The organism is Bacillus sp. B25(2016b), assembly GCF_001679765.1.
Taxonomy (GTDB): domain Bacteria; phylum Bacillota; class Bacilli; order Bacillales; family Bacillaceae_G; genus Bacillus_A; species Bacillus_A thuringiensis_K.
On sequence record NZ_CP016285.1, the window covers coordinates 376,830 to 390,740 of the forward strand.

Genomic DNA, 13,911 nt, shown 5'->3' on the forward strand with positions numbered 1-13,911 from the left:
ATTCGTTTCCTTTTTTTGACCTTTCTATAAATCTAGCAAAGAATAGGGGATATAGGTAAGATGAGTATTTTGCAAGGAATCCTTGATACGTATGCTCAGTTTTTTGACTTGGACATGTGGATTAAAGTGTTGCAGGATCCAGTATCTTGGGGATTAATTGGTACACTTGTTGTACTTGAAGGGTTGTTATCTGCTGATAACGCACTTGTATTAGCAGTAATGGTAAAACACCTTCCGGAAGAGAAACGTAAAAAAGCATTATTCTATGGACTTATTGGAGCTTATGTATTCCGCTTTATTGCGATTGGAATCGGAATGTTCTTAATTAAATTATGGTGGGTAAAACTTCTTGGTGCACTTTACCTTGCTTGGTTATCAGTAAAATACTTTATTGATAAGCGTAAAGGTGCAAGTGAAGAAGACGAAGCTCACGGTATGAATCAAAATAGTATTCTCTTTAGAATGTTCGGTGTCTTCTGGGGAACAGTTGCGATGGTTGAATTAATGGATATCGCGTTCTCTGTAGATAGCGTACTTGCTGCATTTGGTGTATCTAATGAAGTTTGGATTCTATTATTAGGCGGAATGCTCGGTATTTTAATGATGCGTGGTATCGCTGGTGTATTCTTAAAATTGTTAGAGCGTATTCCAGAGCTTGAAACAACAGCATATATTTTAATCTTAATTATCGCATCGAAAATGCTATTGTCTCTAATTGATATTCATATTAGTCATACACTGTTCTTCATTATTTTAGTTGTAGCATTTGGAGCAACATTTATAATTCACTACATGAAGAATTCTGGACAAGCTAAAGAAGAAGTTGCAGCTACTAAAGAAGACAATAAATAATTGAAATGGGTTTGCTCGTTTTGCGAGCGCCCATTTTTTATAACCAAAAATAGTTTATAATATAAGAAGGACTTAGAAAAAACGTAAATGTTTTTGGAGGTGAACTGTTGTGTTTTCACGTTTTACACTTCAACCATATGCATTAAAAGATGAATCAGATTTAAAGCAATTTGAAATGCTTTTAGAAAAACGTCCACAATATGAGCTGACAGAGAATGAGATGAAATTTAGTTATATAGCATGTCGAATCCTTGGCGTTCCTAATGATGTAGATGAATATTTTAATGAATTGTTTGATTATAGTGAAGCGAAAGGAATCGAAGTTTTACACGAACAAAATTTAAACAAAGTGATTGATTCAGAAAAGCTTCGTCATATTCAAGAAGTGTTCGGATTACATCAAGAAGCACCCAATGGTCTGACAGTAAATAGGTTAGTTGCACACTTATCTGGGAAACAACTTTTACCGAAAGTAGACAATCCTGATTTACAGCATTACATACATACGACGTTTATTTCACTATTGAAATTATATGAGAAGCAACATAATCAGTCGTTAAAGACAGAAGGCTTCCGTCGTTTCTTAATCGACATAATTAAACTAAGTGAAAATTACGTAGCGAAGTGGTTTTCTACGATTAATTATAAGAAACAAATGCCGCGTATCGTTTGGTATGGTGATGCACAGGAAAGCCGTATATATTTCTTATATTTTCTTATTATGCTCGGTTGTGATGTGCTTTATTATCACCCCGAAGGAAAAGATGGATTTGAAAATATTGATGAAGAGGGAAGAACTTTTGTTGTATCTCATTCAAGTCGCATTTCGCTTGAACCGTTCCCTGATCGTCGACGTGAGCGTGTTGCAACAGTAGCATATCAAGCTTCGAAAGAAATTGAACAAGTACTTCACCACGATAATTCACTATTATATAAACCGTGGCAATTCCGTTCGTATACACCTGTAGCACGTACGTTAAAAACGACATATGATGAACTCTTTTTAATTACGAAAGAAAAGGCATTTGTACGTCCAACATTCTTTGTTGAAAATAAACATATTTATATCCCTTCTTTATTTGCGAAAATATCAGGTGTTTCAAAGAATGATAAAGAATATTTTCAACGATTAAAGGCTGTTACATCATTTGATAATAGTTTACTAATTAATACATTCCCATTTACGAAAGAGCAAAAAGCAAACTTCCAATATCATTATCGAGATGCATTGGACCGAGCTGGGAAATTACATCCTGATTTAATTATGAATAGCCATTGGTGGCCGCATAAGCGTTTACCGGAAGGTTTACAACATGGGATTGCAGAGGCGATTATCCATACGTGCGAAAGTGAAATGTGTAAACCAATTGCAAAAGAGACGAAACAAGATGTAGCGCTATATGTTTTCGCACAACTTTCTCAAATACCACCGAATATTTTAGAACAGCTTGAGAAATTTGATTATTCACAAGATGTACCAAAAATTGTTATATTTAATAATGAGAAGAGTGGAGAATTAACTCGTTCTGACGCTGTTTTATTACTATTTTTAAATCAAATAGGAGTAGATGTATTCCACTTCAATCCAACAGGAAGAAACGATATTGAACCGTATGTTGAAGCGGGAGCATTTGATTCTCATTGGCTTGAAGAAGTTAATTTCGATCTTGAGTTTCATGGTTCATCAGCCTATAAAAATTTATCACAAACAATAAAAGGACTATTTCGTCCATTTTTATAAGGAAAGGGAGAATACCATATGAATAACCCAGTCGTACTAGATTCGAAAACTGAATTGAATGAGCAAACCGCACAAGATGTTCGCTTGCAACTTAGACAAGATGCAGATGTGCAACGTATTTATAATGCAGTAGATATTAAAGACCAACTGGAATTAATTGAACTTGGAAAAGAACCTTCTATGGAAATTTCACGTTTTGCTGATCAAATTTTACATACAATGTCATTATCAAAAATAGAAGATTCTGGTGAATTGTTAAAGCAACTTGGTAAAATTATGGACAGATTTGATAGTAAAGACTTTGCGGAAGAGAAAAGTGGTTTCTTCTCACGTATGTTCAAAAAAGCGGATAAAATGATTGAACAAATCTTTAGCAAGTATCAAACGATGGGCCGTGAAATTGATAAAGTGTATGTCGAAATTACGAAGTATCAAGATGAAATGAAAAAATCAATTGGTACGTTAGATGGTTTATATGAGCAAAACTTAAAATATTATTTAGACTTAGAAAAATACGTAGTAGCAGGAGAAATGTTGTTAGAGCGTTTAAATACAGAGTTAGTTCCGATGTATGAAGAGCGCGTGCGTAATAATGATCAATTAGCAGGTATTGAATTAGAGTCGCTTAAAAACTCGGTTGAAATTTTAGAGCAACGTATTGATGATTTAGAAAAAGCTCGTATGGTTGCGTTACTTACAGCACCACAAATTCGTATGATTCAACGTGGTAATAATAAATTAATTGGTAAAATCAATACAGCATTTATTACGACGATTCCTATCTTTAAAAATGGTATCATTCAAGCGGTAAATGCCAAACGTCAAAAGCTTGTTGCAGATTCTATGGCTGAACTTGATCGCCGTACAAATGAATTACTTAAGAAAAATGCACAAAATATCGCAACGCAAAGTGTAGAAGTAGCGAGATTATCGGGTTCTTCTAGTATTAAGATGGAAACACTTGAGGAAACTTGGAACATTATTTCAAGAGGTATGCAAGAAACACAACAAATTGAAGAGCAAAACAAACGTGAGCGTGAAGAAAGCCGTAAGCGTATGGCTACATTAACAGAGAATATCAAAAAAGAATTACAAGGGTAAATGAAAAGGCAATGAGGAATAGTCCTCATTGCCTTTTAGTTTTTCTTCACTAATTTAATGATTTCATTCACAACAAGCGGAATGATACTTAATAAGAGAACAAATCCCCAATCTCGCATCGTTAATGCATGTACACCGAATATATTTGCAAGGGGCGGGATGGAGATGATACAAACTTGCATAAGAACACCGATAAGGAGGGAGAAGACTAAATATTTATTTGTAAAGATCCCAATTGAAAAAATCGATTTTGTTCTTGAACGCAAGTTAAATGAATGAACGAGCTGAGAAAAACTAAGAACGACAAATGCCATCGTTTGAGCATGTAATAGAGCATCGTCATCAATTTGCTCTGGGAAAAGAGGGAATAAATTTGTATCTCCAGTATAGAATTTTGCTCCGGCGATAAAAGCTATTAGCGTTAAAAGTCCAATGACAACTCCATTGAAAATTAGGAAAGGAACGCTGCCGCTAAATAAGCTTTCTTTCGCATGTCGTGGTTTTTCCTTCATCACATCTGGGTCTTCAGGATCAACCCCAAGTGATAATGCAGGCAGTGTATCTGTAATTAAATTCACCCACAAAATGTGAATAGGTCGTAGTGGTGTCGCCCAGCCGAGTAAAATGGCTAAAAATAAAGCGATAATTTCTCCGAAGTTACAAGAGAGTAGGAAGAGAATTGATTTTTTTATGTTGCGATAAATATTTCTACCTTCTTCAACGGCTTTCACGATAGATGAGAAATTATCATCTGTTAACACGACATCTGCTGCCCCTTTTGCAACGTCTGTTCCTGTAATGCCCATCGCTACGCCAACATCAGCTTGCTTTAAAGATGGTGCATCATTGACACCATCACCAGTCATAGAAACGATATTTCCTTTTGCGCGTAATGCCTTTACAATTTTCACTTTATGCTCTGGAGAGACTCTAGCGAATACATTTAAATGATTAATTTTGTTAGCTAGTTCTGTATCAGAAATGTTATCTAATTCAGTTCCAATCATAATTTCCGATATTTCTTCAGCAATGCCAAGTTCTTTGGCAATTGCAAAGGCGGTATCTTTATGGTCACCAGTAATCATAACTGTGCGAATACCGGCTTTTTTACATTCTTTAATTGAATCTTTCACTTCAGTTCGTGGTGGATCAATCATACCGACAAGACCAATAAAGATAAGATTTTCTTCAAGATGATTTATATCCACATCGTTTGAATCGTATTGTTTAAATGCGAATGAAAGTACTCTTAAAGCTTCTTGAGACATTGATCCGGCAGCTTCTAATATTTGATTTTTATCAGAATCAGTTAAAATCTCGATTTTGCCGTTTTTAAAAATATGGGTACATCGAGGTAAGAGTTTATCAATAGCGCCTTTCGTCATGCTATAGTAACTTTCATTGTACATATGTACGGTTGACATCATTTTACGATCTGAATCAAAAGGTACTTCGTTAACACGTTCATGTATTTTTTCTAAATGATCTTTTTGCATGTTAAAAGTGGTTCCAGCAACGAGAAGTGCAATTTCAGTCGGGTCTCCCGTTTGTGATTCGTTATTGTAAGACGCATCATTACATAGCACCATATTTTCTAACAATAGACGTTGCGCATCATTATTTACATTTAAACTTTCTAAGCGATCGTATGTGTTATCACTATAAAAGTGAGTAACGGTCATTTTATTTTGCGTTAACGTACCTGTTTTATCTGAACAAATAATTGTGACAGAACCGAGGGCTTCAACAGCTGGTAGTTTCCGAATGATAACGTTTTGTTTAATCATACGTTGCACACCAATTGCAAGAACGATGGAAACGATAGCTGGCAAGCCTTCTGGAATAGCTGCAACAGCTAAACTAATAGCAGTCATAAACATTTCTAATGTATCCCGGCCTTGTAAAAAACCGATGAGAAACATAACGATACAAATAGCTACAGCGACAAAGCCTAAATATTTTCCAACTTGTGCTAAGCTTTTTTGAAGTGGTGTCATATCATCGTCTGCTTCATGTAAAAGGGTAGCAATCTTACCAATTTGTGAGTTCATCCCAGTTTCAACAGCAACACCGACGCCTCTTCCGTATGTTACAAGAGTAGACATAAATGCCATGTTTTTTTGGTCGCCGAGTGGTACTTGCTCATCACTTTGCATGGAAGGGTGGTAGATTGCATCTTTATCAACAGGGACAGATTCACCAGTTAGAGCAGATTCTTCAACTTTTAAATTTGCGGTTTCGATAAGGCGTAAATCGCATGGGATATATCGTCCAGCGTCGAGCATAACGATATCCCCTGGAACGACGTGCTCAGATGGAATTTCTTTTAGTTCACCATTTCTCTTGACGATAGCTTTAGGTGTTGCCATCTTTTTCAATGCCTCTAAAGCTTGTTCTGCTTTCGATTCTTGGACAACACCGATAACAGCATTTAAAACTACAACGAGCGCGATAATACTGGCATCCGCCCATTCACCTACAAAGGCAGAAATAAGGGCAGCAATAATAAGGACATATACGAGGACGTCATTAATTTGGGCGAAAATACGCTGCCATAAAGTGCGTTTTTGTTTTGTAGCTAATTCATTAGAACCGTATTGCTTTAAACGTTCACTTACAATCTCATCTGTTAAACCGTGTTGTTCGTTTGTTTCTAGGTCAATTAATATTTGATTTTTCGTCTTACTGTACCAATTGCTCATAAGTAAGCACCTCCAGTAAAAACAGTTAGCAATGGTAGTGTTGCTATTATTTGTGAGTAGTATGTATGGAGAATAAATCTAAGATGAGGTTCTACTTCTATTGTACAATATTTTACAGTTGGTTGAGGGAAAGAGATGAGTTGTCATGAATTTGTTGGAAATAAAAAAGAGCCTCATATAAGAGAGGCTTTTTTACTTTTTAATTAATGTACCTAATTCTTCTGTAATAGCTTGCATTTCACTAATGCTGAATGTTTCACGTTTCATAACATGATCATAAATGTCACGTAAATCTTCGTACATTTCTTCGTTAAAACTAGCAGCTCTCATCGCTCCAGCATTAACCATACGTAATTTTTCTTTAATAGCTTCGACCATATATTCAACGTTTTCTTCTGACTTTACGGATAAATCCACCGAAGTGTCCCCCTTTAAAATAACATAAGGCTATCTTAACATTTTTTATCATTTTCGTTAATGAATCTTTTCAATCCCATTAAATTAGTAGGGATTTCCTTTATATTCACTAATTGGTTGTTTATACTATAAGTATATATAAACAAATGCACCAAGAAAGGAAGAAACAAAAATATGGTTCAAGTATTGTTTGTTTGTCTTGGGAACATTTGCCGTTCTCCGATGGCAGAAGCGATTTTTCGAGATCTTGTCGTAAAAGAGGGACTTAAAGAGAAAATTGTCATTGATTCTGCAGGAACTGGAGATTGGCATGTTGGCCATCCGCCACATAAAGGAACACAAAAAATTTTAAAAGAAAATGCAGTCACTTTTGAAGGAATTAAAGCAAGGCAAGTAGAAAAAGAAGACTTAACAAAGTTTGATTATATTATTGCCATGGACAACAAGAATATAGCAGATTTAAAAAGTTTAGGTAAAACTGGAGGCTATATTGGTAGGCTGTCCGACTTTGTTCCAGACGGTGGCTGGACAGACGTTCCTGACCCTTACTATACAGGGAATTTCCAAGAAGTATATGACCTTGTAACAGAAGGGTGTGCAAAGCTATTAGCTTTCATTCGAAATGAACAAGGAATATGAGGAAGCTTAGAAAGAAATACTTTCTAACATAAGAAATGAAAGGGTGAAGGAATATGGCAAAGAAAAATAATATTGCTCGAAACATTGCGATTGGTGTAGCGGCAGGTGTAGCTGTATCCATGTTAAAGAAAGAAAACCGTGAAAAAGTAAAAAATACAGCAGAAAAAGCAAAAACAAAGATGATTGAAATTGGTGAAAATGCAAAGATTAAAGAAAAAGTGCAAACTGTTACAGATAAAGGACGCGAACTTGCTGATTTCAATGTGGTAAAAGCGAAAGTAGCAGAAATTAAAAAATTAACGCCATCTGTTGTAGAGACGTTAAAAGAAACGAAAGAAATTTTTAGTAAGAAAAAAGTTGAGCCAGAAGAAAAGCCAGAAACGATTGAAATTCAAGCTGTATCTCCAAAGGTAGATGAGCTAAAAGCAGAAGAAGAGCCAGTAGTTGCTGAAGATGGTGGTATGAAAGAAGCGCGTGAATTATTTATGAAAGACTCAAATGCAGTGGAAAAAAAAACTGAAGCGTACATTGAGTTAAAGCAAGATAAAGAAGAGAAGAAAAGCGTTTAAACATATATGAGAAAAATTTTAGAAAAGGTGAGAAGAAATCGTACTTATTCGTTTGGTAAAGATTTATATGACCGGACGATGCGCGATGATGTAGCGGGCTTGGCAGCACAGCTCGCTTATTTCTTCTTGCTTGCGATTTTTCCTGGGCTCGTTTTCTTAATTACGCTTCTTGGATTTATTCCCATTCAAACAGAGGATGTGCTTAGTTTATTAGAGGTTTATGTACCAGATGATGCAATGAACTTAATTGAGGTAAATGTAGATAAAGTTGTAAACCAGCAAAATGGTGGTTTATTATCATTTGGTTTATTATCCATGTTATGGTTTGCCTCAAATGGTGTTAATGCGGTTATGAATGCTTTTAACCGCGCTTATGACGTGAAAGAAACACGTTCTTTTATTACAACAAGAGCGTTATCAATTGTGTTTACATTAGCTATTATTTTTATGATTGTCTTTGCGTTAATTGTTCCGGTATTCGGACAAGTTATTGGAGCAGCAGTGTTTAAAGCACTCGGTTTATCAGATAGTTTTTCTTTCGTATGGAGCATTACACGATTAGTAGCGAGTTTCTTCGTGCTATTTGCTTTGTTTAGTTTCTTATATACATTTGCCCCAGATCGAAAGTTAAAAAGAAGAGAAGTTATTTCAGGGGCGTTATTTGCTACTGTAGGATGGATTGTGGTATCGTACTCATTTGCTTATTATGTAGATAAGTTTGCGAATTACGCCAATACATATGGTGGTCTCGGTGGTATTATTATTTTAATGTTATGGTTTTACTTAACTGGATGGGTAATTTTACTTGGCGGTGAAATTAATGGTTTACTCCATCATTATAGAACGGGTGACAATAATTCCCGTAATGAAAAATGACCTCTTGTTCCATAATAATAGGGAATAGGGGGGATATTTCATGAGTAATAATAAAAAGAATCACAACAATAAAAATAACAATAAACAAAAGAGCAGTTCGCATCCTAAGCATAAAACGAGTAGTAGTGCGAACGGACATAATAGCTACCATTAAAAAAAACGGGTCCTCTATGAGGGACCCGTTTTTTTTAATGGGCAGTAAGACCCCCACCTCAAAATTCAGCGAAAGCAAAGAAGTTAGGTGGGGGTCGGGCTGCCCATAAAAGTCCGATTGGTGAGGGCTGATAATCAGTGGGGGATGAAGAAAACCCCCACTGATTAAAGTTTCACTTTATTTGCTTCCTTTTAATAATCGTAAGCCATTCAAAATGACAAGAATCGTACTTCCTTCATGGCCAATAACACCGAATGGAAGAGCTAAAAATTGCAAGAAGTTTGAACAAATTAGCATGGCAATAACGGCTAGCGAAAAGATTACGTTTTGCTTCACAATACGGTTCATTCGTTTTGATAGACGGATCGCTTGAGAAAGACGAGATAGTTCGTTTTTCATCAGTACAACATCCGCAGTTTCTAAAGCTACATCTGTTCCTTCTCCCATTGCGACACCAATGCTAGCAGTAGCTAGTGCAGGTGCATCATTTATACCGTCTCCGACCATTGCTACTGTACCGTATTTTTCTTTTAACTTTTTAATCGTTTCAACTTTTGTTTCTGGTAAACATGATGCGTAATATTCTTTTATATTACTTTCAGAGGCAATAGCTTTTGCCGTTTCTTCATTATCACCAGTAATCATAATTGCTTCGACACCAATGCTTTGCAATTCACGAATAGCAACTATTGTTTCTTGGCGAAGCGTATCTTTTAAAGCGATAAGTCCAAGAATGCCTCCTTCATCACTAATATAAACGACAGTTTTACCTTCCTTTTCAAGTGAGGCAGAAATACCATTATGAAATGTTTTGGTTTCTTCACCGATAAAATCAGCTTTACCTATTTTATAAGCAGTGTTTTCCAATATTCCTTTTAGCCCAAAACCAGTTACATCTTCAACCTTTTCTGGTTTTTTTAATGTAATGTCGTACGCATGTTGTGCATATTTAACAATAGATTCAGCTAAAGGATGTGTAGAGTGACTTTCAATGGATGCTGTAATAGAAAGTACTTCTTTTTCTGTTATATTTTCTCGAACATATATATCTGTTACGGTAGGTTTACCTTCCGTTAATGTACCTGTTTTATCAAAGGCGATTGCTTTTACTGAAGCGAGACGTTCTAAATGTACGCCACCTTTAAAGAGAATCCCATTTCTCGCTCCGTTAGAAATTGCAGATAACGTTGCTGGTGTAATGGCAGCAACGAGTGCACAAGGAGATGCGACTACAAGTAAGATCATAGCGCGATAAAACGTTTCATTCCAGCTCCAGTCAAGTAAGAAATGAGGAACGAACATCATAAGCGCAACAACGAGTAGTACACCTTTTACGTATGTTCCTTCAAACTTTTCGATGAATAGTTGTGATGGTGATTTTTCACTTTGTGCACTTTGGACGAGACGGATAATCTTTTGGAATAATGTTTGATCGCTCGGCTTCGTAATTTTAACTTCGATAGCACCACGTAAATTTACAGTACCGGCAAATACTTCATCGCCATGTCTTTTCTCATTTGGAATAGGTTCTCCTGTGATTGCTGCCTCATCGATATTTGTTTCACCGTTATGAATTGTACCGTCAGCAGGAACACGTTCACCTGGTTTAATTAAAATAATGTCGTTAATTTGTAACTCTCCAACAGGAACACGTTCCTCAGTTCCGGTGGAAATACGTAATGCTTCTTCAGGTTGTAAGTCAAGAAGAGCGGAAATTTCTTTTTGGCTCTTACTTAACGTATAAGATTCCATAGCACCGCTGAGCGCAAAGATGAAGATTAAAATAGCCCCTTCTGCCCAATAGCCAATAATTGCAGCACCAATAGCTGCAAAGAGCATTAGCATTTCAACATTTAGCTCTTTTTCTTCAATCGTATCTTCAATTCCTTCTTTCGCTTTTGCATATCCACCAACTATATAAGCAAGGATATAGCAAGTAATACCTACATTCATTGCATCGTTCTTTGTGAATAACCAACCAACTAAAATAAAAATACCAGATGCTACTGCAAATACAAGTTCATAATGTTTTTTTAATGTGTCCCATAGAGAGGGATGAGAAATTGTTTCTTTTGCGTGTAACGTTTTTACTTCTGAGTTCATTACTACTCGCTCCTTCCGAATTCTTATTGAGAAAAATAATCAAAATCGAAACCCCTATAAAACGACGAAAGCTGCCATCCATAATGGATAGCAGCATTTCTGTTGAATCTGTTTTTAATAGTTATTATGTTGTAATTATTCTATAGTATATCATATGTTTTTATGAGATGGTACGGTTTTGTTTCAAGTATAAACGGAAAACTTGTGTTTTCGCAATTCCTCTGGTATATATGAATATTGTTCATAAAAGATCGGAAAGGAAGACAACAAGTGAAGACAGAGAAATTTTTTACCCATCCGATTGGCGTATTTATTGCTGCGATAGTAGCAACTTTTTTATGGGGAAGCGCATTTCCTTTTATTAAATTAAGTTATGTTGAACTTGGAATTCAACCACAAGAAGTTGGAGAGCAAATATTATTTGCCGGTTATCGTTTCCTTTTATCTGGAGTCATGCTCTTATTATTCTTTAAAATGTTAGGAAAAGATATGAGCTTCAAAAAAGGAACGGGGAAACAGTTAATACAAATTGGTTTATTCCAAACGTTTCTTCAATATATCTGTTTTTATATTGGAATGAGTTATAGTTCGGGAATTGAAGGAGCTATCATTTCAGGGACATCATCATTCTTTCAAATTTTACTCGCCCATTTTTTATATAAAGATGATGCCCTCAATATGAGAAAAATAATTGGGGTATCGATTGGTTTTTGTGGCGTCATTTTAGTAAATGTGCCGAGTGATGGTAGCTTATCATTTCATTTTGGAATCGGAAGCTTGTTACTTCTTAGTGCAGCAATGCTGTATTCATATGGAAACATATTAGCAAAAGAAGGTAGTAAAACATTAGATGTTGGCTATATGACAGCATACCAAATGATGTTTGGTTCTATAGGATTATTATGTATAGGGGCTTTACAAGTTGGAGTAATGCCATTTACATTTAGTCTACATGCACTACTTATGCTGATTTATTTATCTTTCTTATCTGCAGCTGGTTTTTGCATTTGGAATACAATTATGAAATACAACAAGGTTGGAAAAGTATCTATGTATATGTTCTTTATACCCGTATTTGGTGTATTATTATCGAGCATGATTTTAGGTGAAGCAATTCATTCATTTGTGCTATTCGGTTTAGCGTGTGTAGCCGCGGGAATTATTGTGGTAAATCGAACGCCAGCTAAGCAAAAAATGGAGCAAGAAAAACAAGTGGCATAGAGAGCAGAAAAGCGATTACAATGGAAGAACAGTACTGTTCTTCTTTTTTTTTGTAGAAAAAGGATAATAGACTAAGTGTAACGAAAAAAGATACAAAAAGCATTTATTGAGGAGAACATATTATGAATCTACTTTACGTGTTGTTAATTGGGCAAATACTTCTTTTTTTAATTGGTGCAATTTATGCAATACGGCAGACAAAAAGAACAAAAGATAATATGCCGTTACCTTTAGCAATCCGTCTTATTCTTAGTTTTTCTTTAACAGGTAGTGCAATTTGGATATGGGTACAAGATCCATCTGTAGAGTATAGTACGTGGGTTGCACTTGGTATGACTTTATCCACTGTGGGAGATTTGTTTATGGCTGGGCTGATTCCAATTGGTCACAGGTTAATTGGTGGGATGGTTACTTTCGCTCTTGCTCATTGTTTTTATGTAAAAGCATTTTTGCAAACAGGAATTTCGTGGAATGGTTTTTGGATTGGCTTACTCGTATATGGGCTCTTTCTAATTGTAGGATGGTTCTTCTTTATCCGAAATGATAAACAGGATAAATTGTTTACGATAGGAGCTCTAATTTACGGATTGTGGGTTGGAGGAATGGCTTGCTTTGCATTCGCCTTATATTATGAAAATACAGGAATATGGTGGATACCAGCGTTTGGTGGTTTACTGTTTGTGATTTCTGATTTCATTATTGGCGTGACAGATATCGGAGGGCGTAAATTGAAGTATGAGCCACTTTGGATTTGGTTTACATATGTAGCTGCTCAAATGTGTATTGTATATGTGGGATTATAAAAAGATACTCTCAAAATAGTGGATAGACTATTTTGAGGGTATCTTTTTTGCTTGTTTAATTTGATCAGTATTATTATTTTAAAATTTATAATTTTACAATTAATAATTTTGTAGAAAATCATCAGTTGTATTATTTATAATAAAAGTAAAAAGATGATGAGATGGTGAAATGATGCAAAAGAAAAAACGTTGGCGTGAATTCTTTGGAACTATTGCAATTGCATGTTTATTGGTGTTTTTGGCGAAAATTTTTGTGTTTTTCCCTACGACTGTAAAAGGAGCATCTATGAGGCCAACGTTGAAAGATGGAGATAAGGTGATTGTTAATAAGTTAGCAAAACAATTTGAAAGCTATGGGAGAGAAGACATTATTGTTGTGAAAACAGATAATTTTTATGTCAAAAGAGTGATTGGATTGCCTGGAGATATAATTGAGATGAGAAATGATCAATTATATGTAAATTCTGAAGTAGAAGATGAAGAGTATTTGGATAGTAATAAAAAACAAGCAGAAAAAAAACTTATGAATTTAACAGAGGACTTTGGACCGATTACAGTTCCTAAAAATAAGATTTTTGTTATGGGAGATAATCGCTTAATAAGTAAAGATAGTAGAAATGGTTTAGGTTTTATTGATAGAGAAGATGTGTTAGGAAAGTTAGCAGGCGTTTATTATCCGTTTGAACATATGAAAATAATAAAGTAAAAAAACCAAGCAAATTTTAGTTTGCTT

General features: G+C 35.3%; 12 protein-coding genes. 9 read left to right on the top strand and 3 right to left on the bottom strand.

Annotation, left to right across the window (positions count from 1 at the left end; genetic code table 11):
• Window positions 1-60: 60 nt before the first annotated feature.
• The 3 genes from BAQ53_RS02035 to BAQ53_RS02045 all read left to right on the top strand — a co-directional run bounded on the left by BAQ53_RS02035 (window position 61) and on the right by BAQ53_RS02045 (window position 3,694).
• On the top strand, window positions 61-852 hold the full coding sequence (locus BAQ53_RS02035) for a TerC family protein (protein WP_000025705.1): 792 nt from the start codon (window positions 61-63) through the stop codon (window positions 850-852).
• 109 nt (window positions 853-961) lie between these two features.
• Entirely contained in the window at window positions 962-2,593 is a 1,632-nt protein-coding gene (locus BAQ53_RS02040) for a YceG family protein (protein ID WP_000492849.1), read from the top strand.
• Between the two features lie 18 nt (window positions 2,594-2,611).
• Window positions 2,612-3,694, top strand: a complete 1,083-nt coding sequence (locus BAQ53_RS02045) for a toxic anion resistance protein (protein ID WP_001064413.1) — start codon at window positions 2,612-2,614, stop codon at window positions 3,692-3,694.
• 35 nt (window positions 3,695-3,729) lie between these two features.
• On the opposite strand, the gene BAQ53_RS02050 is transcribed toward BAQ53_RS02045, so the two are convergent.
• Window positions 3,730-6,396 (bottom strand): cation-translocating P-type ATPase, encoded by a 2,667-nt coding sequence (locus tag BAQ53_RS02050; RefSeq protein ID WP_000073728.1) that lies wholly within the window; start codon window positions 6,394-6,396, stop codon window positions 3,730-3,732.
• 192 nt (window positions 6,397-6,588) lie between these two features.
• Complete coding sequence (locus tag BAQ53_RS02055) at window positions 6,589-6,813, bottom strand: DUF1128 domain-containing protein (protein WP_000366196.1); 225 nt, start codon at window positions 6,811-6,813, stop codon at window positions 6,589-6,591.
• 174 nt (window positions 6,814-6,987) lie between these two features.
• Between BAQ53_RS02055 and BAQ53_RS02060 the strand changes: the two genes are divergently transcribed.
• The 3 genes from BAQ53_RS02060 to BAQ53_RS02070 are packed head-to-tail and all read left to right on the top strand — an operon-like array spanning window position 6,988 to window position 8,897.
• Complete coding sequence (locus tag BAQ53_RS02060; protein WP_000250913.1) at window positions 6,988-7,452, top strand: low molecular weight protein-tyrosine-phosphatase; 465 nt, start codon at window positions 6,988-6,990, stop codon at window positions 7,450-7,452.
• A 53-nt stretch (window positions 7,453-7,505) separates the two neighbouring features.
• Window positions 7,506-8,021: a DUF4075 domain-containing protein gene (locus tag BAQ53_RS02065; RefSeq protein WP_001085388.1), complete on the top strand. Its 516-nt coding sequence runs from the start codon at window positions 7,506-7,508 to the stop codon at window positions 8,019-8,021.
• Between the two features lie 6 nt (window positions 8,022-8,027).
• Window positions 8,028-8,897: a YihY/virulence factor BrkB family protein gene (locus tag BAQ53_RS02070; RefSeq protein ID WP_001226537.1), complete on the top strand. Its 870-nt coding sequence runs from the start codon at window positions 8,028-8,030 to the stop codon at window positions 8,895-8,897.
• 331 nt (window positions 8,898-9,228) lie between these two features.
• Here BAQ53_RS02070 and BAQ53_RS02075 read toward each other — a convergent pair whose 3' ends face one another.
• Window positions 9,229-11,154: a heavy metal translocating P-type ATPase gene (locus BAQ53_RS02075; RefSeq protein WP_001083756.1), complete on the bottom strand. Its 1,926-nt coding sequence runs from the start codon at window positions 11,152-11,154 to the stop codon at window positions 9,229-9,231.
• Window positions 11,155-11,424: 270 nt separating this feature from the next.
• On the opposite strand from BAQ53_RS02075, the gene BAQ53_RS02080 reads away from it, so the two are divergent.
• The 3 genes from BAQ53_RS02080 (at window position 11,425) to lepB (ending at window position 13,884) form a co-directional block, all read left to right on the top strand.
• On the top strand, window positions 11,425-12,375 hold the full coding sequence (locus tag BAQ53_RS02080; RefSeq protein WP_000845712.1) for a DMT family transporter: 951 nt from the start codon (window positions 11,425-11,427) through the stop codon (window positions 12,373-12,375).
• Between the two features lie 122 nt (window positions 12,376-12,497).
• Window positions 12,498-13,178, top strand: coding sequence for a lysoplasmalogenase (locus BAQ53_RS02085; RefSeq protein WP_001051069.1), 681 nt, complete (start codon window positions 12,498-12,500; stop codon window positions 13,176-13,178).
• 169 nt (window positions 13,179-13,347) lie between these two features.
• Window positions 13,348-13,884, top strand: a complete 537-nt coding sequence (gene lepB / locus BAQ53_RS02090; protein ID WP_002163834.1) for a signal peptidase I — start codon at window positions 13,348-13,350, stop codon at window positions 13,882-13,884.
• The last annotated feature ends 27 nt before the right edge of the window (window positions 13,885-13,911 follow it).